The sequence below is a fragment of the Tardiphaga sp. 215_C5_N2_1 genome (assembly GCF_052076055.1).
Lineage (GTDB): Bacteria > Pseudomonadota > Alphaproteobacteria > Rhizobiales > Xanthobacteraceae > Tardiphaga > Tardiphaga robiniae.
Genome location: NZ_CP197240.1, coordinates 5,548,535 through 5,572,336, shown reverse-complemented (window position 1 = coordinate 5,572,336; position 23,802 = coordinate 5,548,535). Strand labels below are relative to the sequence as shown.

The 23,802-nt window shown below is 62.7% G+C and carries 19 protein-coding genes; 10 read left to right on the top strand and 9 right to left on the bottom strand.

What is annotated here, in order from left to right:
* Positions 1-87: 87 nt before the first annotated feature.
* Together dnaG and AB7828_RS26430 are read right to left on the bottom strand one after the other, a co-directional pair.
* Positions 88-2,118, bottom strand: coding sequence for a DNA primase (gene dnaG / locus AB7828_RS26435; protein ID WP_441231606.1), 2,031 nt, complete (start codon positions 2,116-2,118; stop codon positions 88-90).
* Between the two features lie 148 nt (positions 2,119-2,266).
* Entirely contained in the window at positions 2,267-2,473 is a 207-nt protein-coding gene (locus tag AB7828_RS26430) for a hypothetical protein (RefSeq protein WP_441231605.1), read from the bottom strand.
* Between the two features lie 24 nt (positions 2,474-2,497).
* Here AB7828_RS26430 and AB7828_RS26425 point away from each other — a divergent pair, with 24 nt between their 5' ends.
* Together AB7828_RS26425 and AB7828_RS26420 are read left to right on the top strand one after the other, a co-directional pair.
* Positions 2,498-3,055 (top strand): chlorite dismutase family protein, encoded by a 558-nt coding sequence (locus tag AB7828_RS26425; protein WP_441231604.1) that lies wholly within the window; start codon positions 2,498-2,500, stop codon positions 3,053-3,055.
* 242 nt (positions 3,056-3,297) lie between these two features.
* The gene (locus AB7828_RS26420) at positions 3,298-4,515 is read left to right on the top strand and encodes an MFS transporter (protein ID WP_441231603.1); all 1,218 of its coding nucleotides are present in this window, start codon (positions 3,298-3,300) and stop codon (positions 4,513-4,515) included.
* On the opposite strand, the gene AB7828_RS26415 is transcribed toward AB7828_RS26420, so the two are convergent.
* Both AB7828_RS26415 and AB7828_RS26410 read right to left on the bottom strand, forming a co-directional pair.
* Positions 4,512-4,907 carry a gamma-glutamylcyclotransferase family protein gene (locus AB7828_RS26415; RefSeq protein WP_441231602.1) on the bottom strand — a complete coding sequence of 132 codons (396 nt, stop codon included), beginning with the start codon at positions 4,905-4,907 and terminating at the stop codon, positions 4,512-4,514. The genes AB7828_RS26420 and AB7828_RS26415 overlap by 4 nt on opposite strands.
* Before the next feature lie 8 nt (positions 4,908-4,915).
* Positions 4,916-5,824, bottom strand: coding sequence for a transglutaminase family protein (locus AB7828_RS26410; RefSeq protein WP_320447733.1), 909 nt, complete (start codon positions 5,822-5,824; stop codon positions 4,916-4,918).
* Between the two features lie 126 nt (positions 5,825-5,950).
* Between AB7828_RS26410 and AB7828_RS26405 the strand changes: the two genes are divergently transcribed.
* Positions 5,951-6,754: an N-formylglutamate amidohydrolase gene (locus AB7828_RS26405; RefSeq protein ID WP_441231601.1), complete on the top strand. Its 804-nt coding sequence runs from the start codon at positions 5,951-5,953 to the stop codon at positions 6,752-6,754.
* A gap of 39 nt (positions 6,755-6,793) precedes the next feature.
* Here the strand turns inward: AB7828_RS26405 and AB7828_RS26400 are convergent, their stop codons facing one another.
* Both AB7828_RS26400 and AB7828_RS26395 read right to left on the bottom strand, forming a co-directional pair.
* Positions 6,794-7,768 (bottom strand): DUF3592 domain-containing protein, encoded by a 975-nt coding sequence (locus tag AB7828_RS26400; protein WP_441231600.1) that lies wholly within the window; start codon positions 7,766-7,768, stop codon positions 6,794-6,796.
* Between the two features lie 80 nt (positions 7,769-7,848).
* On the bottom strand, positions 7,849-8,466 hold the full coding sequence (locus tag AB7828_RS26395; RefSeq protein ID WP_120288488.1) for a LysE family translocator: 618 nt from the start codon (positions 8,464-8,466) through the stop codon (positions 7,849-7,851).
* Positions 8,467-8,683: 217 nt separating this feature from the next.
* Here AB7828_RS26395 and AB7828_RS26390 point away from each other — a divergent pair, with 217 nt between their 5' ends.
* Positions 8,684-9,205, top strand: a complete 522-nt coding sequence (locus AB7828_RS26390) for an SRPBCC family protein (RefSeq protein ID WP_441231599.1) — start codon at positions 8,684-8,686, stop codon at positions 9,203-9,205.
* 61 nt (positions 9,206-9,266) lie between these two features.
* Here the strand turns inward: AB7828_RS26390 and AB7828_RS26385 are convergent, their stop codons facing one another.
* The gene (locus AB7828_RS26385; RefSeq protein ID WP_120288486.1) at positions 9,267-10,877 is read right to left on the bottom strand and encodes an acyl-CoA synthetase; all 1,611 of its coding nucleotides are present in this window, start codon (positions 10,875-10,877) and stop codon (positions 9,267-9,269) included.
* A 276-nt stretch (positions 10,878-11,153) separates the two neighbouring features.
* Between AB7828_RS26385 and AB7828_RS26380 the strand changes: the two genes are divergently transcribed.
* Positions 11,154-11,999, top strand: coding sequence for a DUF1499 domain-containing protein (locus AB7828_RS26380; protein ID WP_089262113.1), 846 nt, complete (start codon positions 11,154-11,156; stop codon positions 11,997-11,999).
* A gap of 25 nt (positions 12,000-12,024) precedes the next feature.
* Here the strand turns inward: AB7828_RS26380 and AB7828_RS26375 are convergent, their stop codons facing one another.
* Positions 12,025-13,266 carry a PLP-dependent aminotransferase family protein gene (locus AB7828_RS26375; protein WP_441231598.1) on the bottom strand — a complete coding sequence of 414 codons (1,242 nt, stop codon included), beginning with the start codon at positions 13,264-13,266 and terminating at the stop codon, positions 12,025-12,027.
* Between the two features lie 154 nt (positions 13,267-13,420).
* Here AB7828_RS26375 and AB7828_RS26370 point away from each other — a divergent pair, with 154 nt between their 5' ends.
* On the top strand, positions 13,421-15,148 hold the full coding sequence (locus AB7828_RS26370) for a cation:proton antiporter (protein WP_441231597.1): 1,728 nt from the start codon (positions 13,421-13,423) through the stop codon (positions 15,146-15,148).
* A 17-nt stretch (positions 15,149-15,165) separates the two neighbouring features.
* On the opposite strand, the gene AB7828_RS26365 is transcribed toward AB7828_RS26370, so the two are convergent.
* Positions 15,166-19,053: a M10 family metallopeptidase C-terminal domain-containing protein gene (locus AB7828_RS26365; RefSeq protein WP_441231596.1), complete on the bottom strand. Its 3,888-nt coding sequence runs from the start codon at positions 19,051-19,053 to the stop codon at positions 15,166-15,168.
* Positions 19,054-19,517: 464 nt separating this feature from the next.
* Here AB7828_RS26365 and ribB point away from each other — a divergent pair, with 464 nt between their 5' ends.
* The 4 genes from ribB to AB7828_RS26345 all read left to right on the top strand — a co-directional run bounded on the left by ribB (position 19,518) and on the right by AB7828_RS26345 (position 23,604).
* Positions 19,518-20,609, top strand: a complete 1,092-nt coding sequence (ribB, locus tag AB7828_RS26360) for a 3,4-dihydroxy-2-butanone-4-phosphate synthase (protein WP_089263618.1) — start codon at positions 19,518-19,520, stop codon at positions 20,607-20,609.
* Between the two features lie 124 nt (positions 20,610-20,733).
* Positions 20,734-21,948, top strand: coding sequence for an acyl-CoA dehydrogenase (locus AB7828_RS26355; RefSeq protein ID WP_089262117.1), 1,215 nt, complete (start codon positions 20,734-20,736; stop codon positions 21,946-21,948).
* 292 nt (positions 21,949-22,240) lie between these two features.
* Positions 22,241-22,708: an RrF2 family transcriptional regulator gene (locus tag AB7828_RS26350; RefSeq protein WP_116661216.1), complete on the top strand. Its 468-nt coding sequence runs from the start codon at positions 22,241-22,243 to the stop codon at positions 22,706-22,708.
* The gene (locus tag AB7828_RS26345) at positions 22,705-23,604 is read left to right on the top strand and encodes an NAD(P)/FAD-dependent oxidoreductase (RefSeq protein WP_441231595.1); all 900 of its coding nucleotides are present in this window, start codon (positions 22,705-22,707) and stop codon (positions 23,602-23,604) included. The genes AB7828_RS26350 and AB7828_RS26345 overlap by 4 nt, the downstream gene beginning before the upstream one ends.
* Positions 23,605-23,802 lie beyond the last annotated feature (198 nt).

The window sequence follows — 23,802 nt, the reverse complement described above, 5'->3', positions numbered from 1 at the left end:
CCGGATTAACCCTGTTTTTGCAGCCAAACCATGGGTTTGGCGAGTCTTTTCGCGGTTTGCCCGGGCACCATCCGCAGCAAAGTTGTCTTACGAACTGCGCTGGAACCGCCCCGAGGATTCTCCGAACCCCTCGATCAGCGCCTCGATCCCGTCGACCTCAGCCAACCGGGCCTTCACATCGCGCAACCAGCCGTAGTTCGTTTCGCTCGCTTCTGCGCCCAGAGCAAGCTCCGCGTCTTTAAGCTCCCTAAGTAATGAGTGCCACTGGCGATGCAAGGCAACGAGCTGCGTCCAGGTAGAAAGAACATCCTCGCGGGCCGCACCGGGCCGCGCCGCCCACACTGCCTGAGTGGTAACCGCCTGCTCAACGTGTTGTAATTGCTCGGAATATCCAGCTTTAACCAGATCTGAACGCATTTGTTCACTTTGCTCGGCCTCATCGCCGTGATGATGCTCATGGGCAAAAGCCGCGATGATCCCGGCACGCAGCCGGTGCATCTCGGGATGGGCGAGTTCCAGCGCCGCCACCTCCTCCAGCCGGTCATGCAGCAGCCAGGGATGGTTGATCAGCGACTGCACGATCAGCGCCTCCCGCCTCGAAATGGCGCTGCGCTGGCCGCGCATGATCGACGAGGTCGCAAGCTGTGGACTGACCACCTGATAGGGCCCGCGCTGGATGGTCTGGGGCCCGGCATTGGCCCCGCCCCTCCCGCCGCCACTGATTCGCCCCGCTGGACCGGGGGTAAACGGACGCGGAGAACGGGCAAAACCGCCGCCTCCGCCGCCCTGCTGGAAGCCGCCGCGGCCGCCGTTGTTGCCGCCGTAGTTACCGCCGTAGTTTTTTGGGCCGGTGCCGAAGGCGCGCTGCAGCCGCTCAGTCATATCCTGGCGGTAGTATTTCTTTACGACATCGTCGCGGATGCCGTTCGACAATTCGTTGATGCGCGCCTCCAGCGCCGCACGGCGCTCCGGCGTCGCGAACGTGCCGCCGGCGATCTCGCGCGCCCAGATCAGATCCGACAGCGTGCCAGCCGCGGCCATCACGTCCTCGATCGCGGCGCGACCGCCGGAGCGGGCGAGGTCGTCGGGATCCTGTCCTTCGGGCAGCAGCGCAAAGCGCAAACTCTTGCCGGGCTTGAGATGCGGCAGCGCCAGCTCCGCCGCGCGCCACGCCGCCTTCTGCCCGGCCTTGTCGCCGTCGAAGCACAGGATCGGCTCGTCGACCATCTTCCAGAGCAGTTGAAGCTGGTTCTCGGTCAACGCCGTTCCGAGCGGCGCCACCGCACCGGGGAAGCCGACGCCGACCATGGCGATGACGTCGACATAGCCTTCGACCACCACCAAAGGCGCGCCGTCATGCGCGGCCTTGCGCGCCATCGGCAGGTTGTAGAGATTGTCGCCCTTGTGAAACAGCGGTGTTTCCGGCGAGTTCAGATATTTCGCCGGCGCATCCTTCTTCAGCGCGCGGCCACCAAAGGCGATGATACGTCCGCGCACGTCGGAAATCGGAAACATCACGCGATCGCGAAAGCGATCATAGGGCACGGGGATGTCTTCGCCACCGATCAGCAATCCGGCTTCGATCATATCGGGCACCGGCACGCCGGCGGCGCCGAGATATTCCTTCAGGGCGAAACGATCTTCGGATGCAAAGCCCATGCGGAACTGGAGCTGCACCGCGGGCGTGATACCGCGATCGGCGAGATAGCCGCGTGCGCGCGCGCCCTCGCGCCCCACCAGCGTCTCTGCAAAAAATTTCGCGGCGAGATCCATGACGTCATACAGCGTCTTGCGACGCTGCTCGTGGCGCGCGGCATCCGGCGTCGCCGCCGGCAGCGCGACGCCTGCCATTTGCGCCAGCCGCTCGACTGCCTCAACGAAGCTGGCGCCGTCGGTCTCCATCACGAAATTGATGATGTCGCCGTGCTTGCCTGACGAGAAGTCGTGGTAAAATCCCTTCTCGTCATTGACGAAAAACGACGGCGACTTCTCCTGCTGGAACGGCGACAGGCCCTTCCACTCCCGCCCTGCCTTCTTCAGCTTGACGCGCTTGCTCACGACTTCCGAAACCGGAAGCCGGGCGCGCAGATCGTCGAGGAATTGGGGCGTGAAGCGCATGGGGCAGTTATCGTGCGATCGGGTTAGGTAAGTGTTGCGGGCTCGGATGTGAGCCTTTTGGGCTTTAGCCCATGAGCCTTGGCCCAGCCGACCATGGATATAGGTTTTCCGGGAGCAGATTTGAACCTGCGGTTCTTGCGCCCGCTATTCACAGGCGAAAATAAAGCTCGTCATTCCGGGGCGCGCGCATCTTTTGCGCGGGCGAACCCGGAATCCCGTTGTGTTCATCGCGACTGGACACCGGGAAGCGAGCGACGATGAACATCTCGGGATAATTGGAATGGCTGAGGTTCGCGTGCGGCTGGCGCTGCGCGACGCCGGAATGACGAGTTTGTGTCAATTTGCTTGAACTCACCCCGGTTCCACGCTCTCATATTCCATGTTCACGACATTCCGCGGCGGAAATACCGGTGCATGGCAGGTGATCTCGATCTCGCCCGTCAAGGGCGAGACGCTCAAACCCGTTGCGGCGCTGTCCATCACCCATGCCGACGCCATCTCGCTGCCGCTGCTGCCGTCGCAGACATCCTGGCGCCTCGCCGGCGTCGCCAGCCATGTCCGCTATGTCGAACGCACCGAGAAGATCGCGCTGGTTGCGGCACAGGCCGGGCTCGGCCGACCTGAGGCAACCCATGGCGCGCTGATCCCCATCAGGAAGAACGCAGCGTGGTGGGACATGACCCAGAACGAGCGCCGCCGCATCTTCGAAGACAAATCCCGCCACATCGCCGACAGCCTGAAATACCTGCCCGCCATCGCGCGGCAGCTCTACCATTCCCGCGATCTCGGCGAGCCCTTCGATTTCCTCACTTGGTTCGAATATGCGCCGGAACACGCGCAGGAGTTCGAGGATCTCGTCGGCGGCCTGCGCGAGACGGAAGAATGGAGCTATGTGGAGGGCGAGGTCGATGTGCGGGTGGTGAAGGCGGTGGTGTAAACGCGCCCCACTCGTCATTCCGGGATGAACGTCGGTCGGCGAAGCCGGCCAAAGTTCAGACCCGGAATCCCGACAATGTTCTGAACATTTCGGGATTCCGGGTTCGCGCAAGAGCGCGCCCCGGAATGACGAGGCTAGACCGGAACGGCACGCTGCATGGCTCCCATTCAAGACGCCACACTTTTGGCATGGCATCACATGCGCCATATCTCTCCCACCGCCCCGCCCGCCTGAAAGCCTCCATGTCCTCATCGTCCGAACATCTCGCCCGCGACTCCGGTCCCGGCGGCTGGCTGATTTTTTCCTTTGCCGTCGCCTGCGGCGTCACCGTCGCCAATATCTACTACGCGCAGCCGCTGGTGGGGCCGATCAGCGAGAGCTTCGGGCTCGACCTGTCGTCGGCCGGCATCATGCTCACCATGGTGATGTTCGGCTATGTGCTGGGACTTCTGTTCCTGGTGCCGCTCGGCGATCTCGTCGAGAACAAGCGGCTGATCCTGATCACGCTGGGCAGCCTGATCGTGAGCCTGCTGATCGCCGCAGCCGCACCCACTGCAGCGATCTTCATCGCCTCGACCCTGCTGCTCGGCGTCGCCGCCGTGGGCACGCAGATGATCCTGCCGGTCGTGGCGCATCTGGCGCCGGAGCAACGGCGCGGGCAGATCGTCGGCACCGTGATGAGCGGGCTGCTGTTCGGCATCCTGCTGTCGCGGCCACTGGCCACCATGGTGGCCGGCTCGTTCGGCTGGCGCGCCGTGTTCGTGATGTCCGCGGTGCTGATGTGCGGCGTATTCGTATTGATGGTGATCGCGCTGCCGCGCCGGCAACCGAAGCATGAGCTGACCTATGCGACGCTGATCCACTCGCTGTGGGACCTGATGCTGACCACGCGGGTGCTGCAGCAGCGCTCGGCCTATCAATGCCTGCTCTACGGCTCCTTCAGCCTGTTCTGGACGGCGATGCCGCTGGTGCTGGACCAGCCGCCGTTCTCGTTTGGCCATATCGCCATGTCGGCCTTCCTGCTGTCGGGCGCCGGCGGCGCGCTGGTCGCACCGCTCGCGGGACGCCTCGCGGATCGCGGCCGCGGCGATCTCGTCACCGTCACCGCGATGCTGCTGGTGCTCGCGAGCTTTGTGCTGACCTGGATTGCCGGTCACACCGGCGGCGCGACGGCCGTGACGCTGTTCGTGATCGCGGGCATCCTGATCGACGCCGGCACACAGGGCAATGTGGTGGCCGGGCAACGCGCGATCTATGCCCTCGCCGGCAACATCCGCAGCCGGCTCAACGCGCTGTTTCTCGCTTGCGCCTTCTTCGGCGGCGCAGTCGGCTCGGGCTTTAGCGGATTTGCGGTGGCATCAGGCGGCACCTCGATGATCGCACTGATCGGCATCGGTGCATCGCTGATTGCGCTGGCACTGTTTGGGCTGGAAGTGGCGAGCCGGAAGAAGGTTGTCTAAGGCGCCAGGAAGCGACCCGACGTGATGCGCTTCGTTTCATCGACCGACTTGTTGTAGATGTAGGTCCAGGCCTCACTCACGCTGCCATCGGCGAGCGTCACAGCGATCCGCTCGCGCAGATACAACATCGGCTGCGGATGGCCGGGGCCGACGCTTTCATAGTCATCGAGCGCGGCCATCAGCTCAACCGGCTTGCGCAGCCGAAACAGCTCGCCAAACACGACATCATTGGCATCGTCGGAATGCAGCAGGCCGGGATAATGCGCAACCATGTACAGCCTGCCGCGGCAGGAGGCTTCGCCGAGAAAATCGGCGCCGGACGAGAGCAGCTTCGACATCGGATGATCGAAGCCCCGCATCAATGTGCCATAGACGAAAACGCGATCGGGCATGGCGTCAGTCAGACTTTCTCGGCCAGCGCCGCGGCGACATCGTCGCCCGCGGACACCACATTGATACTCACATCCATGCCGAGAAACGCATCCGCCGAGCCCATATAGGTGCCGTGCAGCGGCACCGCCTGGCGCGGATCGCGCGCGACCGCGACGCGAATGAGATCCTTGCTGCCGATGATGCCATTGGTCGGATCGAATTCGATCCAGCCTGCGGCCGGCAGATAGACCTGCACCCAGGCATGGGTCGAGCCACCGCCGACATAATTGTGCTCGCGGTCGCCATGGATGAACAGATAGCCCGACACGAAACGCGCGGCGATGCCGAGCCGGCGCAGCGCCTCGATCATGAACAGCGCGAAATCGCGGCAGGTGCCGGATTTGGTCTGCAGCGTATCGAGCGGATGCTGGGTGCCGTGCTCGTAGCGCTTGCGATAGGCGAACTGCTTGCGGATGCCGAGCGTCATGCCGGTCAGAATATTGACGCTCGGCGTGCGGCCCTGCGGATCGAGAAATCCGCGCGCCCATGCGGCGAGTTCGCCATCGGGATCGCCATATTGCGGCCGGATGAATTCCTGCAGATCGGGCAGTTCCTCGGCGTCATAGAGGAACGGATAGAAATAGGCCTTGTCATCAGCGGTCAGCGCGAACTCATCCGATGGCAGATGTTCGATGGTTGCGGTGGATACGAAGGTGAGTTTGCGCGCGTGCTCATCGAAAGTGGCGATAGCTACCGAATTGCCGAACACGTCATGGATCCAGCGCAGCGACGCCGGCTCGGGCGTGATCTCGAGCTTGCCATTGAGCATGCGCAGATCATGGCCATCGCGCGGCCGTAGCATGATCCGGTGTTCGCCGAACGCGACGGGATGCGCATAGCGATATTCGGTCTTGTGATGAATCGTGAGCAGGGGCATCAATGGATCGTTCATGCGTGATTTGTCCCGTGTAATTTATACGGAAGCCTGCAGAATCACAGGCCGGGATGCCGCATCGTTAGGCAATATCGGGAAAAAGCGTTGGACAGAATTTTGGACAGAGCCTTGGATAGCGATCAGGACACATCCCTACGTCTCGGCCCCCAGGAGGTTCCGCCCGTTCTGGAACTCAATACCGCCGGAAACTCCCCTTTTCTCCTGACCTGCGATCACTACGGCCGGCTGATTCCCGAGATGCTCGGCGATCTCGGCCTGCCCGAGAGCGAGCTCGTCCGCCATATCGCCTGGGATGTCGGCATCGCCGACGTTGCCGAACAGGTGGCCAAGGCGCTCGATGCGCATCTCGTGGCGCAGTGCTATTCGCGGCTGGTGATCGACTGCAACCGCCCGCCGGACGCCGTAAGCGCGATTCCGCTGATCAGCGAGGCGACCACCGTGCCCGGCAATGACGGTCTCACGTCCGATGCGAAGGCGCGCCGGCGCGAGCTGATCTTCGATCCGTATCACCGGCGCATCGACGAGGTGATCGATGCAAGGCTGGCGAAGGGCCAGCCGACAGTGCTGGTGTCGCTGCACAGTTTCACGCCTGTCTATGCCGGCATTCCCCGCCCCTGGCATATCGGCACGCTCTATCAGCACGACAGCAAACTGCCGCCATTGCTGCTGCAGCTGTTGCGCGCCGAAGCCGATCTGGTGGTGGGCGACAACGAACCCTATGCGGTCTCCGACGCGACCGACTACACGATCCCCGTCCATGGCGAGAAGCGCGGACTGATGAATACGGGCATCGAGATCCGGCAGGATCTGATCACCGACCCAAGCGGCCAGACGGAGTGGGCGGAGCGGCTGACGCGCATCTTCACGGAGATCGAGGCGACGCTGATCACGCCGCGCGCATCGCATCTCTAGCTCTTGATGCTGCCAATGCACCCGCGCGGCGTGAAGTGCCTAGCCGTGCGTCCCGATGAAATAAGCCACCACCACAAATCCCGCCGCGACCGCCCACAGGAAATAGGCAGCGCGGCCACCCGGGCTCAGCGTCGAGTCAGACGGGTTGTTCGGATTGACGAAGACCTTCACCGCGTCACCGTTCTTGTAGTCCGTCCCGAACAGCCGCAACTGCCATTGCGGCGGGTTCGGGTTGCTCGTGCTCAGGCTTCCGGCGGACCCGATATAGGCAACGTGCTTGAAGCGATAGTTGTACTGCACGTTCCGGGTCTGCATCACCGGCCCGCTGCGACCGGTGTCGCTGTCCCTGCTCACATAGGTCTCGGGCGCGCCCAGTTTGACGGTGCCGGGCACCACCGGCCACTTCTTGGCCAGAGACCCCTGCCGGTGTAGCGCCAACCCGAACAGGGCAACGAGAAAGCCGAACCCGCAGAGCGCCGTCACGATCGGGGACACTTTTGGATCGACAAGATGCGCCGCGATGAATTCGTTGATGCGGACGCCGCCAAAGATGCCGCCGACCACGATCGCCAGCACGATGACTGCAGCGATGCCAAGGCAACCGCCAATGCCCTTCGGCATCTCGCGATCGAGCACGGCGTCGCGCGGGTGCCGCGGGTTGTAGTAGACCATCACCGCGGTGCCGACCGGATAGCGCGCGATTGTCTCGGCGACTTCGAAATTGCCGCGGTCCTCGCCGATGCTGACGCGATTGTTCGTAAGCTTCTGTCCGCTAACGGTGTATTCGTAGACGATGTTCGCAAAATTGCGTTTTTCGGTGCGCTTGCGCTCCTCGCGCGTGTCGTCGAGCACCTTGACGTCTCGTACTTCGGAGGTCGAGACGATCACCTTGCCAAATGTGGAAGGCCAGTCGCTGGCGGCGCGGACCTGCAGATATTTATAGCCGGCGGCGACCAGGATCAGGCCGAACGGCGCCAGCAGCATGGCATAGACGAACCAGGGAATGTCGGGCACGGCGAAACCTCATGGCACGGCGCGGCGCGCCCCGAAGTTTGACGTGACGATGCGGCGAAAGGTTCACCGCGACAAAAGATTCACCGCGCTCGGGTCAGCGCCAGCCAGACCCCGCCGCCGATCATGAAGCCGCCGGAGATGCGCGACAGCAACCGCGTGCGCCGTGCCGAGAAGAATTGTCGCGCACGGCCCGCGGCCACCGCATAGACGATATCGGTGAGCGCGGCCGTCACCATGAAAGTCGCACCAAGGATTCCGACCTGCAGGATGTGGTTCTTCTCCATATCAACGAATTGCGGAATGAAGGCACCGAAGAACACCAGCACTTTCGGATTGCTGAGCAGCACCATCATGCCCTGCAGGAAGAAGCCGCCGCGCGGCGGCGCCGGCGGCGTATCCGCGTCGATGCCCTCGACCGGCGCGCGGACCATCTTGATGCCGAGCCACACCAGATAGGCAGCGCCGGCAAAGCGCACCCAGTCGAACCAATAGCCCATGGTGGCCATCAGCGTCGCAAGCCCCAGCGCGACGATGCCGATCACCACGGCAAGCCCCGCTTGCGTGCCGGCAATGCTGATCATCGCCGCGCGCGTGCCGTAACGCAGCCCGTTGGCGATCACCAGCGTGACGTTGGGGCCGGGTAGCAGTGCCAGCGCAATGCAGGCAGCGACAAAGGCGAGATAGACTTGCAGGGACATCGGCACGCTCCTATTCCGATTTTATCTACGTCATGGCCGGGCTTGTCCCGGCCATCCACGCCTTCACTGCAGGCTAAGACGTAGATGCCCGGCACAAGGCCGGGCATGACGACGGTGTGTTGTCTTAACACTAGCACTCGTATTGCTCGCAGCAAAACACACTTGCCCGGCAGGGCGCCATCTGGTTGCCTGTCACTGCACGCATGGAGCAACGGCCATGATCGATATCAACAGGTTCCAGCCCGCGATCGTCTACACGATCTATATCGCTTCGACGCCCGAGAAGGTCTGGCAGGCACTGACCTCGGCGGAGTTCAGCCGGCAGTATTTCTCCGGCTTCGCGGTGCAGCTTGAGGGAAACGTCGGCGGCGCGTTCAAGGTGCTCGCGCCGGATGGATCATTGCATGTTTCGGGCGAGGTGATCGAACACGATCCGCCGCGCAAACTTGTCATCACCTGGGACGTCAACTGGCCCGGACTTGTCGAAGCGCTCGGCTCGACACTCGTCACCTATGATCTCATGCCGTCGGCCGAGACGGTGAAGCTGACGATGACGCAGGCGCATGATCGCCAACTCAGTGACGACATCCTGTCCGGCGGACGCGCAGGCTGGCCGGCGATCCTGTCGGGCCTGAAGAGCCTGCTGGAAACGGGCAAGGTCCCCGCAATCCAGATGGAGCCGCCGCTGAAGCTACTGGCAGCGCTGAAGGAGATGGGGATCAAGGTGCCGGGGATGTGAGGCGAAGCGCCGGCCGTGCGCTCCCTCTCCCCGCAATGCGGGGAGAGTAAGAAAGAGCGCTCTACCCCAGCGCCCGCAATTCCCGCCTGAGCACCTTGCCTGTCGCGGTCATCGGCAGCGACTCCGCAAACTGCACGTAACGCGGATATTCATGGGCGGCGAGTTGCGATTTCACAAAGTCCTGCAGCTCGCGCGCCAGCTCGTCACTCGGTTCAAAACCCGGACGCAGCACGATCCAGGCTTTCACGGCTTCGGTACGGATCGGATCGGGAATACCGACCACCGCCGACAGCGCCACCGCCGGGTGTTTCAACAGCGTGTGCTCGATCTCGGAGGGGCCGATGCGATAGCCGGCTGAGGTGATCACGTCGTCTTCGCGCGAGACGTACCAGAAGTAACCGTCATCATCCTGAATGCCGAGATCGCCGGTCAGCAGGAATTCGCCGGCGAATTTCTTGGCGGTGCCTTCGGGGTTCTGCCAATAGCCGAGCATGGTGCAGGGATTGGGCTGTCTGATACCAACAATGCCGCGTTCGCCGCGCGGCAGTTCTTCGCCCTGCTCATTAACGATACGCACATCGAAACCCGGCGTCGGCTTGCCCATGGAGCCGGGCCGGATCGGAAACAGATCGGCATTGTTGCCGACCACGAGATTGCATTCGGTCTGGCCGTAGATCTCATGCGCGTCGATGCCGAACGTATTGCGCACCCAGTCGAGCAATTCCGAACCGAGCGACTCGCCGCCGGTGAGCATGCTGCGCAGCTTCACGCCATCATGTTTCACGTTTGCCTGCCGCATCAGCTTCAGCGCCGTCGGCGGCAGGAACACATTGCGTATCTTGTGATCGGCCATCAGCTGCATCGCGGCGTCAGGTTCGAATTTCCTGGCGCGATAGCCGACGATCGGCACGCCGTGATACCAGGCCGGAAACAATGCATCGAACAGTCCGCCGATCCACGCCCAGTCCGCCGGTGTCCAGTAGACGTCGCCGGGCTTGGGGAAGAAACCGTGCACCATCTCCACATTGGGCAGATGGCCAAGCAGCACGCGATGCGCATGGAGCGCGCCCTTGGGATTTCCCGTCGTGCCCGAGGTGTAGATGATGATCGCGGGATCGTCGCAGGACGTATCGACCGTGGTGAAGTCTTCGGACGCCGCCTCGATCGCCGACCAGAACGATTTGGCACCGGCATGCGGTGCACTGTCCGTGACGTAGATATCTTGCAAATGAGGCAGCCGCTCGCGGATTTTCGACAACTTGTCCCAGCCACTCGCGTCGGTGACGATCGCCTTGGCCCCGGAATTGGCAAGGCGGAATTCCAACGCGTCCTCACCGAACAGCGTGAACAGCGGCACCGACACCAGCCCGGACCGGAACGCCGCGAGATGCGCCACCGGCAATTCCACCGATTGCGACAAAAACACCGCAATGCGGTCGCCGCGCTGCAGGCCATCCGCCTTCAGCACGTTGGCGAAGCTGCGCGAGAAAGCCTGCATCTCGTCGAAGGAGAAACGATGCGTGCCGCGGTCCTCGTCCACATAGATCAGCGCCAGCCGCCCGCTACCATCGGCATGACGGTCGCAGGCCACCGTCGCGATGTTGAATCGCTCCGGCACATCCCAGCGAAAATTGCGGGCGAGCGTCTCATAATCCGTGGTTTCGACCAGCATCGGCACTCCCTGCCCTCATGGAGAGGAGCGCGCTCTTGCGCGCGTCTCGAACCATGATTGTTTTGCACATCCTTCGAGACGCGGTCGAAGAGACCGCTCCTCAGGATGAGGGATCGCTTGTGGATCCATTATAAAGTTCAAGGCAAAAGAACTCTAAACGATAGCCGCCGTCCGCCAAAGTGCCTTGAAATTCCCGGCCCGGCATGGTCTCAAGCACCCTATTCGGAACCCGGCGCTATCAGCGCCTTCGCAAGCTCAATCCGGCAGAAATTCCCCATGGCACGCAGGTTTTCGGCCGCTTACCAGTCGGAGCCAGTATCCAGCCTGGCGCTGTGGGCGCGGCGCCTCGCGGTTTTCGCCGCCATTGCAGCCCTCACCTCGATCATCATCGTCCGCTTCGGGTTCCTCGAAGTCAAACCGGCACTGATGACCTTCTTCGGCGCGTTGGGATTCGCCGGCCTGTCGATCCTGGTGGCGCTCGCGGGCTTTGCAGCGATCTGGCAGAACGGCTCGCGCGGCATGAGCGTGATCATGGTGGCGCTGATGCTCGACGTGGTGATCCTCGCCTATCCCGGCTACCTTGCGTACCAGTACCGCAAACTGCCGAAGATCCACGACATCACCACCGACCCGGTCGACCCGCCGCGCTTCGAGGCGCTGGCGCGGCTGCGGACCGGCGACGGCACCAATTCAGCCGTCTATTCCGGCCTCTACTCCGCGGAGCAGCAGCGCACCGCCTATCCGGATATCGAGCCGGTGGAGCTGGAGGTGCCGGTGCAACGCGCCTATGACGTGACGCGCGCTTTGGTCGAAAAGCGCAAGTGGATCGTCATCGACGAGCGTCCGCCGCAGCCGCCGCGCCGCATTGGCCGCATCGAGGCGGTGGCGCGCACCCCTATCATGGGTTTTCGCGAGGACGTCTCGATCCGTTTCACCCCCGACGGCGAAGGCTCGCGCGTCGATATCCGCTCGTCGTCACGCTATTTCGAAGGCGATCTCGGCAGCAACGCCGCGCGCATCACCAAGCTGATCGACGACATCAACACCGCCGTCGACAGCGCGCCGGCGCCGAAGAAGGCAGCGACGCCGGCGAAGGCTGCGGCAAAGGGCGCGAAGAAGTAGGCTCCCGCCCCTCCGCGACAAGCTCTCACCCCCGCGCGCGTTTCTCCACATTCGCGATCCGCTCTGGCACGCCGAACTCCTGCCGGCAGACATCAGCGAGGACCGCGATCCCTTCGCGGATTTCGTCATGCGTGGGGCTGGCAAAGCAGATGCGAATGTGGCTGTGCGCATAGGCCTTGTCGACAGACCATTCCGGGCCGGGATTGATCGACACGCCGGCCTTGAGCGCGGCCTGATAGAGCTTCATCGCATCGACATTGGCGGGCAGTTTCACCCACAGGAAGATGCCACCTTTAGGCTCGTCGAATTCCGCCGCCGTGCCGAACTGCTCGTTGAGCGCATCCATCAGCGTCTCCAACTTGGCGCGCAACCCGCGTGTTGCCTTCAGCACATGATCAGCGAAATGCGGCACGCAATATTCGGCGAGGACCATCTGCTCCAGGGCGCCGGAGCCGGCATCGGTCTTCAGCGCCAGCATGCGTGACATGATCTCCCAGGGCGCGACGATGTAACCGACGCGGAGTGCAGGCGCGATCGACTTGGAGAACGAGCCGATATGGATCACGCTGCCAGTCTTATCCATCGCGTGAATCGCCGGCGGACGCTCGCCGTTCCAGATCAGGTCGGCATAGCAATCGTCCTCAAAGATGGGGACGCCATATCTGGCCGACAGCACCAGCAGCTCGCGGCGACGACTTTCCGGCATAATGGTGGCGGTCGGGTTCTGCACGGTCGGGATCGTATAGATATATTTCGGCCGGATGCCCTTCGCCTTCAGATCTTCCAATGCTGCGGCCAGCGCGTCCATTCGCATGCCGTCGTCATCCAAGGGGATGCCGACGATATTGACGCCGAGACGGGTGAGCCGGTTGATGGAGCCTTGATAGCAGTCGCGCTCGATGATGACGGTGTCGCCCCTGGCGAGCAGGCTGTGATTGACGAGGTCGAGCGCCTGCAGCGAGCCGGAGACAACCAGGATGTCATCGGCGCTGCAATCGATGCTTGCGTCGCGCTTCAGCTTGGCGGCGATGAAAGTGCGCAGCGGCAGATAGCCCTGCGGACCGCTCGCCAGACCGTAGGTTGCCAGCGTGCGTCCCTCGCGCAGCATGACGGCATTAGCGGCGGCAGTCAGACCCTCCACCGGCACCTGGTCCATATCGTTGTTCCCGCCGACGAAGCTGTATTTGGCGAGACCGGTCCATTTTGCCGCAGCCGCGGGCAGGCCCGGAGGCAGCAATGGCGCATAGTCGAACCGTGCAGTGGTCATGAACGTCGTCTCCCTGAAGCCTTTTATGACGAAGGCTGCCTCGTTGGACCGCCCTCCGCGTGTATCGCGCGCCGAATGCCGGATATTACCCCTTTGCCCTCACGCGGCGCACCATTAGAGTGCCGCCGAAATGTAAGGCTTTTCCGGCAGGGGCATGCACGACTTAATCCGCGATATCACGCTGTGTATCCTGTTTGCGTGGGGCATCGGGCTTATTGCGCATTTCACCCGTCAGCCGTTGATTCTTGCTTATCTGATTGCCGGCTTCATCATTGGGCCATTCGGCATCGGCTGGGTCAAGTCGGACGAATCCATCAGCACGATCTCCGAACTCGGCCTGATCTTCATGCTGTTCATGATCGGTCTCGAGATCGATCTGAAGAAGATCATCCGCGCCGGCAAGGTCATTCTGTTCGCCGCGGGCGGCCAATTGATCGCAGGCTGCGTGCTCGGCGCGGCCTTCTTCATGGCACTCGGGCTCAAGCTCGGTGGCGGCGGGTTCGACGCGTTGTATCTCAGCGTCGCCTGTGCGCTCTCCTCCACCGTGGTCATCGTCAAGGTGCTCTACGAGAAGCGCGAGCTCGACACACTGCCCGGCCGCATCACGCTCGGCATCCTGGTGCTGCAGGACATCTTCGCGATCCTGTTTCTGGCAGTGCAGCCGAGCCTCGCCGACCTGCAGGTCAGCGTCATCGCGCTGTCGATCGCCCGCGTCGGCGTACTGGTCGCCACTGCGCTGATCCTGAGCCGTTACGTGCTGCCGGCGCTGTTCCACCAGATCGCGCGGCGGCCGGAATTGGTGCTGCTGGGCGCGCTGGCCTGGTGCTTCCTGATCGGCGAAATCGCCGAGCGGCTGCATCTGTCGCGCGAGATGGGCTCGCTGGTCGCCGGCGTATCGCTGTCGACCTTCCCCTACGCGCTCGACGTCACCGCCAAGGTGACGACGCTGCGGGACTTCTTCATCACGCTGTTCTTCGTCGCCGTCGGCATGACGATCCCGATCCCGAACGGCGCGACCATCGGTCTCGCCCTGATCATCGCCTTGTTCACCGTGATCAGCCGTATGCTCACGACCTTCACGCCCCTGTATCTGATGAAGCAGGGCCTGCGCGCCAGCCTGCTGCCGGCGCTCAATCTGGCGCAGATCAGCGAATTCTCGCTGGTGGTGCTGCAAACGGGAATTGCCGCCGGCCATATCACCACGCAGACCTCCAGCGCGGCATCCTTCGCCTTCGTGATCCTGGCGGTCCTCTCGACCTTCGCGATGATGCGCAGCGACCAGATCACGCGCCTCTTGATCGGCCCGATGAAGCGCATCGGGCTGCGCGACCTCGATCACGGCCAGGGCCGCGAGGGCGATCATGCCGAGGGCCATGGCGACGCCCGCCGCATCGTCATTCTCGGCTTCTTCCGCACCGCGTCCGCCCTGCTCGCCGAGATCGAGCGCCAGAACGCGTCACTGCTCGACCAGATCAGCGTCGTCGACTTCAATCCGAACGTCTTCCGCACTTTGGTCGGGCGCGGCCAGCACGTGATCTATGGCGACATCAGCAATGTCGACACGCTGGTCCATGCCGGCGTCGGCAAGGCCGAGATCATCATCCTCAGCGTGCCGGACTCGCTGCTGAAGGGCGCGAATAACGAGAAGCTGGTCCGCCATGTCCGCTCGATCAACCCGACCGCCAAGATCATCTCCACGGCGGACGTGCTCGGCGACGTGAGCGATATTTACGCCGCCGGCGCCGACTACGTCACCGTGCCCCGGCTCAGCGACGCCCATGCGCTGTATGAGGTGATCGAGGCCGCCGATCAGGGCCTGCTGGACGATAAACGCGCCGAAATGGACACGCAGCTGACGGAGCGGCGAGAGGTGCTGCCCTGACCGGTGGCTGAGTGAAACTACAGAATCAGAAAATGACTAGCTTGGAGATCGGCAAGATGCACGTTCGCCAGCGTGAGACTGTCGTGATCACCGAGGTCGATCAGGGTGTCCTGACCGTTGTTGATCGACTGGAACAGCGTTTGCGGTTGGCCGGCTTGCGCCTCGTGCAACGCGGCGGTCAGTTCCTGCATGCTGGAGACCGCGGCGAACCCCTCCAGCGCGATGCTGCTGCTGTCCGATATCAGCTCTGCGCCGATGCCGGGCCGGAACGCAAATGATTGGTTGTTGAGTCCACCGTTGAAAATACCGGTAAAGCCGTCGCCATTCAGGTCTTGATGGAAACTGGGCTCGAATGCTTGCAGCCTTGGGCTGGCGCCTGTCGTCGTGCCGTTGAAGGAGAGGTAGTTGCCGTTGCTGTCGGTCGTCCAGATCGTGTACTGGTCGGCGCCGGCCATCTTCCAGGCGACTTGGTAGCCGCTCGATGTCTGTTCCGCCCCGATCGGTGTCCAGTCGCCGAACTGCCCCACTGTCACGTCGGCGCCCGACTGCTTCAGCGAAGGTCCCGCTCCGCCGCTCGCGAGATAGAACGCATTGCCGATGGCGATCAGGCTGGTTGCGCCGTTGGCCTCGATCACGGTGCCATGCAGCCCGGTGAACCCGTCGCCATTGAGGTCCTGGTAGAGGCTTGCTTCGAGTGATTGCAGTGTCGCGCTACTGCCGGGCATCACGCCGCTAAAGGAAATATAGTTGCCGCTGCTGTCAGTGGTCCAGATCGTGTACTGGTCGGCACCAGCCATCTTCCAGGCGACTTGGTAGCCGCTCGATGTCTGTTCCGCCCCGATCGGTGTCCAGTCGCCGAACTGCCCCACTGTCACGTCGGCGCCCGACTGCTTCAGCGAAGGTCCCGCTCCGCCGCTCGCGAGATAGAACGCATTGCCGATGGCGATCAGGCTGGTTGCGCCGTTGGCCTCGATCACGGTGCCATGCAGCCCGGTGAACCCGTCGCCATTGAGGTCCTGGTAGAGGCTTGCTTCGAGTGATTGCAGTGTCGCGCTACTGCCGGGCATCACGCCGCTAAAGGAAATATAGTTGCCGCTGCTGTCAGTGGTCCAGATCGTGTACTGGTCGGCACCGGCCATCTTCCAGGCGACTTGGTAGCCGCTCGATGTCTGTTCCGCCCCGATCGGTGTCCAGTCGCCGAACTGCCCCACTGTGACATCGGTGCCGGACAGCTTCAGCGAGGGTCCGGCCCCGCCGCTGAGGAGCAGGAACGTATTGCCGGCGGCGACAAGGCTGGTCGCACCGTTGGCCTCAATCACTGTGCTGCGCAGCCCGGTGACCCCGTCGCCGTTGAGGTCCTGGTGGAGGCTTGCTTCGAGTGATTGCAGTGTCGTGCTACTGCCGGACATCACGCCGCTAAAAGAAATATAGTTGCCGCTGCTGTCAGTGGTCCAGATCGTGTACTGGTCGGCACCGGCCATCTTCCAGGCGACTTGGTAGCCGCTCGATGTCTGTTCCGCCCCGATCGGTGTCCAGTCGCCGAACTGCCCCACTGTGACATCGGTGCCGGACAGCTTCAGCGAGGGTCCGGCCCCGCCGCTGAGGAGCAGGAACGTATTGCCGGCGGCGACAAGGCTGGTCGCACCGTTGGCCTCAATCACTGTGCTGCGCAGCCCGGTGACCCCGTCGCCGTTGAGGTCCTGGTGGAGGCTTGCTTCGAGTGATTGCAGTGTCGTGCTACTGCCGGACATCACGCCGCTAAAAGAAATATAGTTGCCGCTGCTGTCAGTGGTCCAGATCGTGTACTGGTCGGCACCGGCCATCTTCCAGGCGACTTGGTAGCCGCTCGATGTCTGTTCCGCCCCGATCGGTGTCCAGTCGCCAAACTGCGCCACTGTCACGTCGGCGCCGTTTTGCTTCAATGATGGGCCGGTACCGCTGGCGAGGAGATAAAATGTCGTTCCGAATTGGGTCAGACTGGTCAATCCGCTGGCTTCGATGAAGGTGGCCGCAAGGCCGGTGGTGCCGTCGCCATTGAGATCTTGATGAAAGCTTGTTTCCAGCGCTTCGAATGTCGGATTGGTGCCGGACATGACGCCGTTGAACGAGGTGTAGTTACCGCTGTTGTCGGTGATCCAGACCGTATATTGATCGAGGCTGGCCATCTTCCAAGCCACTTCATAGCCGCCCGAAATCTGCTCGGCCGCGATCGGCGTCCATCCACCGAATTGAGCAGCAGCCACGCCGGCGCCGGATTGCTTCAGCAGCGGCCCGGCGCCGCCGCTATAGAGATAGAAAAAACTTCCGATCCTGGTCAGGCTCGTCGATCCGCTGGTCTCGATGACCGTGGTGGCGAGCGAGATCCCCGCCAGATCGCTGGGGCCGATGACGAGATTGCCGGTGAAGTCGATAGCGAAGTCTGCGATCCGGTCTCCGTTGGTGTCGCCCTCCAGAACGGTGACGCCGCGGGAGCCATCAAAAAGGTAATTCAAGGCTCCGGCTACGCCGTCGAAAGGGACTGTGCCGATAAAGCGAAACAGATCGTAGCCTGCCGTCGCGGTGATCGCGTCGATGCCGGTCAGGTCGATGCGGTCGGTTCCGGCGATGAAGTCGGCAATCCGGTCGTGCTGGCCGCTTGCGGCTGAACTGTCGCCGGTGACGAACACGAATGTATCTGTGCCGCCACCGCCGGTCAGCAGATCGACGCCGGTGCCCCCGACAAGCCTGTCATTGCCGCTGCCGCCGGTCAGCGTGTCGCTGCCAGCGTTGCCGATCAGCGTACAGCCCAGATCGTTCGCGATCATCGTATCATTGCCGCTGCCGCCGATTCCGGTTTCGATGACAGTGCTGGTGGCAATGCCGATATTGTTGGTCAATCCGCCGACCGACGAAAACGCACCGGGCCGCAGATCAATCAGTTGCGCGGCGGTGTAGCCCGAGCAGTCCAGGGTATCGCTGCCGCCGCTATCGTAGATCGTCAGTGCCGGGGCCTGATTATAGGCTGTGAAGTCGTAGATCGATCCGCCGGTATTGTGAAAACCATAGACGGTGTCGCCGGTCCGAGTGGTCGCCGCGCCGTAGATCGCCGCAACGGCGGCGATATCGGCCATTTGCGGCGTGATCACATAACGGGTCGAACTGCCCGCATAGAACGACTGCTGGAAATACGACATGATCGAATATTGCCAGGTGTCGTTGGCGTAGGTGGCGCCGGTCGCATAGGAGGCGCTGCCGTTGTAGGGGCCCTGATGGCCCAGACCGAGCGCGTGGCCGATCTCGTGGATGTAGGTCTGGTAGCTGTAGCTATCGATGCCGGTCTTGCCGTCATAGGCGCCGCCGTCGCTGGTAATCCAGTCGGCGCTGATGTCGATGGTGGCGGAACTGATGATCCCGGCGCCGTTGTAATTGTCGGTCTCGAAGGCGGTCATCGAGCCGTTGTGATTGAACGTGATGTTGGCTACGCCGGTGGTCTGGACGAAGCTGACATTGGCTACCTCATGCCAGGCATTGAGCGCCGACTGCGCGAGAAACTGCTCGGTGGGCGTCAATCCGTTGATGTTGTAGCTGATCGTCGTCACCGCCCAGTGATGCGCGATCGTGTAGTTGTATTGCCAGAAGCCGGTGATCAGGTAATTGGCGAGTTGCGTAACGGTGGCGACGGGCTTGGCCGCGTTGTTGACGGCGGCGTCGGCGCTCGACGCGCTGGTCATCGTGGGGTCTGCCAGCGGAAACGATCCGTCGTCGTTGCCGGCCGCAGCCGCAAGTTTCCGGGTTTCAATCGGATGAACCGCAAGCGCCGACAGCATCAACGAGTCGCCAAAAGCGTCGCCATTGTCCCGATCCCAGCCCGCGTCACCGATGTCTTTGGCTGCGAAGGCGTAAAATCGTTTAGCAGGACTGTTCATAATGATATCTCGACGACATCGAATGGCCGGTCAGGCAAGCTTGGTGATGTGAAGGCTTTGCAGGTTGAAAGGATCGGCGATTACCCCCCGTTGCCGGCGCTGTCCGCACATAACAAACACCCGTAGTTTACAAATCCTTACGTGACACTCGATTGAAGCCGGCGGTTGTCGGCCAACAGCCAAAATTTACAGGTGCGACTCGCCGCAGCAGCCTATCGCCCGCAACCGGGCCTGCCAATCGTCGTGAGGCTTCAGTTCTTGCCAAAGTTCGGGTCGAGCCGGTCGATGTGGTGGTATCTCCGATGCCGGCCGCCCGGCGGCTGCGATTCGGCGACACGGAATGGCATTGCCCCATTCCGCACTGCGAACCCGCATACCGCCCCCCATTTCCGCGGGTTGCACCGCCCCCCGCTCTGCGCCATATGGACCTCACACAGAGCAAGAGTGCATCCGAGGCGAATTTTATGGCCGACCCGATTTCAGACGTTCTGCAAGCCTTTGCCGCCGGCGAAATGGTCGTGGTGACCGACGATGACGACCGCGAGGGTGAAGGCGACCTCATCGTCGCCGCATCGTTCTGTACCGCCGAGAAGATGGCCTTCATCATCCGGCATACCTCCGGCATCGTCTGCGCGCCGATCACCACCGAGGATGCCCGCCGGCTGCGGCTCGATCCGATGGTCGTCAACAACGATAGCAACCACACCACCGCCTTTACCGTCTCCATCGACTACAAGCCCGATGGCGGTACCGGCATTTCGGCCGATGAGCGTGCCTCGTGCTGCCGCGCGCTGGCCAATCCGAATGCCGGCGCCAATGACTTCGCCCGTCCCGGTCATATCTTCCCGCTGATCGCTAGGGAGGGCGGCGTACTGATGCGCTCCGGCCATACCGAAGCCGCCGTCGATCTCTGCAAGCTGGCCAATCTCGCGCCCGTCGGCGTCATCAGCGAATTGATGAACGACGATGGCTCGGTGATGAAGGGCCAGCAGGTCGTCGACTTCGCGGCCAAGCACAAGCTCAAGCATGTCACGATCGCTGACATGATCGCCTATCGTCAGGCCCGCGAGAAGCTGATCGAGCGCGTCTCGACCTTCACCACCGACAGTCCGATCGGCCCGCTGCACGGCTATTCCTATCGCTCGCCCTTCGATCCGATCCACCATGTTGCCTTCGTTTACGGCAGCGTCGGCGACGGCAAGAACGTGCTGACGCGCTTCCACAAGCCCAACATCGTGCGCGACGTGTTTTTCGGCCCGGCCAAGATGCAGCCCGTGCTGGAACGCTTCAAGAAGAACGGCAGCGGCGTGCTGGTTTATCTGCGCGACGGTGCCGCGGGCGTGCCCGTCGAGCCGCTCGATGCGCCGAAGTCGGCGGAAGCCGACCGCAACCGGCAGTGGCGTGAAATCGGCGTCGGTGCACAGATCCTGCGCGATCTCGGCGTCACCTCGATCCGCCATCTGACCTCGTCGACCCATGACTACAAGGGCCTGTCGGGTTTCGGCATCGAGATCGCCTGCAACGAACAGCTTGATGGCGATAGTTCAAAGACCTAAAATGCCGTAGCACGCAATGCGCGGGTGCCGCCTGAGACGGCACCCTGTTGAGCGAAACAGCGCTTGCGACCAGAACACGCGCAGCCAATGCGCATTACTCAGCCATGATGTGAAAGGGATTTCGATGAGCGTTGCCCCCAAGGCAAAGGACAAGCCGGCCGCTGCAAGTTTCCAGTGGGACGATGCGTTCCTGCTCGATGACCAGCTCACCGAAGACGAGCGCATGATCCGCGACACCGCGCGCGCTTACGCCCAGGACAAGCTGCTGCCGCGCGTCAACGACGCTTATCTCAATGAGCATACCGACCGCGAAATCTTCAACGAGATGGGCGAGCTCGGCCTGATCGGCATCACGCTGCCGGAAGATTATGGCTGCGCCAATGCCAGCTATGTCGCCTACGGCCTTGTCGCCCGCGAAATCGAGCGCGTCGACTCGGGCTACCGCTCGATGAACTCGGTGCAGTCGTCGCTGGTGATGTATCCGATCTATGCTTACGGCGACGAGAACCAGCGCAAGAAGTACCTGCCCAAGCTCGCCACCGGCGAGTGGGTCGGCTGCTTCGGCCTCACCGAGCCCGATGCCGGCTCCGATCCCGGCGGCATGAAGACCCGCGCCGAGAAGGTGTCGGACGGCTACAAGCTCTCGGGCTCCAAGATGTGGATCTCGAACGCCCCGATCGCCGACGTGTTCGTGGTCTGGGCGAAGTCCGCCGCACATGACAACCAGATCCGCGGCTTCATCCTCGAGAAAGGCATGAAGGGCCTCACGGCACCGAAGATTGGCGGCAAGCTTTCGCTGCGCGCTTCGATCACCGGCGAAATCGTGATGGACGGCGTGATCGTGCCGGAAGAAAACCTGCTGCCCAACGTGTCGGGCCTCAAGGGTCCGTTCGGCTGCCTCAACCGCGCCCGCTACGGCATCTCATGGGGCGTGCTCGGCGCCGCCGAAGACTGCATGGCCCGCGCCCGCCAGTACACGCTGGACCGCAAGCAGTTCAACCGTCCGCTCGCGGCTACCCAGCTGGTGCAGAAGAAGCTCGCCGACATGCTGACCGAAATCTCGCTCGGCCTGCAGGGCTCGCTCCGCGTCGGCCGCCTGATGGACGAGGGCAATTTCCATCCGGACATGATCTCGGTGGTGAAGCGCAACAATTGCGGCAAGTCACTGGATATCGCCCGCATGGCCCGCGACATGCACGGCGGCAACGGCATCCAGGCCGAATACCATGTGATGCGCCACGCGCAGAACCTGGAGACCGTGAACACCTATGAGGGCACGCATGACGTGCACGCGCTGATCCTCGGCCGCGCCATCACGGGCATCCAGGCGTTCGGTTAAGCGTCTACGCTTCAGACTTCAAAACTTCGAAATGCCCGGCCTCGCGCCGGGCATTTTTTATTTTGGACATCCGTATTTGCGCCGGTGCCAGTTGAATCCCTCCCCCTTGCGGGGAGGGTCGGCCGATAGGCCGGGGTGGGGGTGCCCCACGTGACGTCAGAGTTTGTGGCGCCCCCACCCGACCGGCCTAAAAGCCGGCCACCCTCCCCGCCTAGTGAAGCTCCGCTTCGCGCGGGGGGAGGGAAAAGGGAGCGCCTTGACGCTCGCCCTTTCATGTATCATCATAAGTTACATGAGACGAGACAACCGCCTCTCCGCCACGCTGCATGCGCTGCTGCACATGGCCGAGCAGAACCGCCCGATGACCTCCGCCGAACTGGCCATGTGCATGACCACCAATGCCGTGGTCGTCCGCCGCACCATGGCTGGGCTGCGCGAAGCGGGCCTCGTGCGCTCCGAAAAGGGTCATGGCGGCGGCTGGGAGATCGCGCGGGATCTGTCCACGGTGACGCTGAAGGACATCTATGACGCGTTGGGCAAGCCCAGCCTGATGGCGATGGGCATTCATCTGGAAAGCCCGACCTGCCTCGTCGAACAGGCGGTCAATCACTCGCTCACATCGGCCTTCGCGGAAGCGGAGGCAGTTCTGATCGGCCGCCTTGCAGATGTCACGCTGGCGCAGCTCGCCGCGGATTTTCACGCGCGGGCGGAGGATCATCGCAGCAAAATTCAGAGCAAGATTTCAAGGAAGACAAAATGAGTTTCGATGCCATCGTCATCGGCGGCAGCTATGCCGGCCTCTCCGCAGCGCTGCAATTGGCGCGGGCGCGCCGCAAGATCCTGGTGATGGATTCCGGCCAGCGCCGTAATCGCTTCGCTGAACACTCCCACGGCTTTCTCGGTCAGGACGGGCGTCCGCCGGGCGCGATCGCTGCAGACGCCCGCGCGCAGTTGATGAAATATCCTACGGTCGCGTGGGTCGATGCGAAAGCCACAACGAGTGAAGGCGAAACGAACGACTTCACTGTCAGTGCCGAGAGCGGCGCGCGCTATCAAGCCAGGCGTATCATCCTCGCCGCCGGCGTCGTCGATACGCTGCCGGATGTCCCCGGCCTCACCGAGCGCTGGGGCAAGCATGTGTTTCACTGCCCGTATTGCCATGGCTATGAACTCGACCAGGGCCGTATCGGCGTGCTGGCCTCATCGGAGATGTCGATGCATCACGCCTTGATGCTGCCGGACTGGGGATCGACGACGCTGTTTCTCAACGGCGCGTTCACGCCGGACGCTGAGCAAATCACGCAACTGATGCAGCGCAGTGTCACCGTCGAGCGTGAACCGATCAGGCAATTGTCAGGCGCATCCATCGATGTCGAACTCACGGATGGCCGCATCATTCCGCTCGATGGCATGTTCACGCTGACGCGCACCAGTCCAGCGTCGCCACTCGGCGCACAGCTCGGCTGTGCCATGGAAGACGGGCCGATGGGACCGTTCCTGCAGACCGACATGTTCAAGGAAACCACCGTCTCCGGCGTGTTCGCCTGTGGTGATATGGCGCGCGCGACGGGCTCCGTGGCGCTTGCGGTGGGCGATGGCGCGATGGCCGGGGTCGGTGCGCACCGATCGCTGATGTTCGGGCCGGGACACGGGTAGCTTCCAGATCTGTGCTTCCAGAGTTCGTCATGCCCGGGCTTGTCCCGGGCATCCACGCCTCGGCGGCGCATACGGCAGGACGCGGATGGCCGGGACAAGCCCGGCCATGACGGTGTTTAAGCATGCATGGCTGGCGCGTCTCCGCGCCGTTTGCTTTCCCCGCTCCCCTTGCTAGTCATCACAGGCGAAGAACATGCT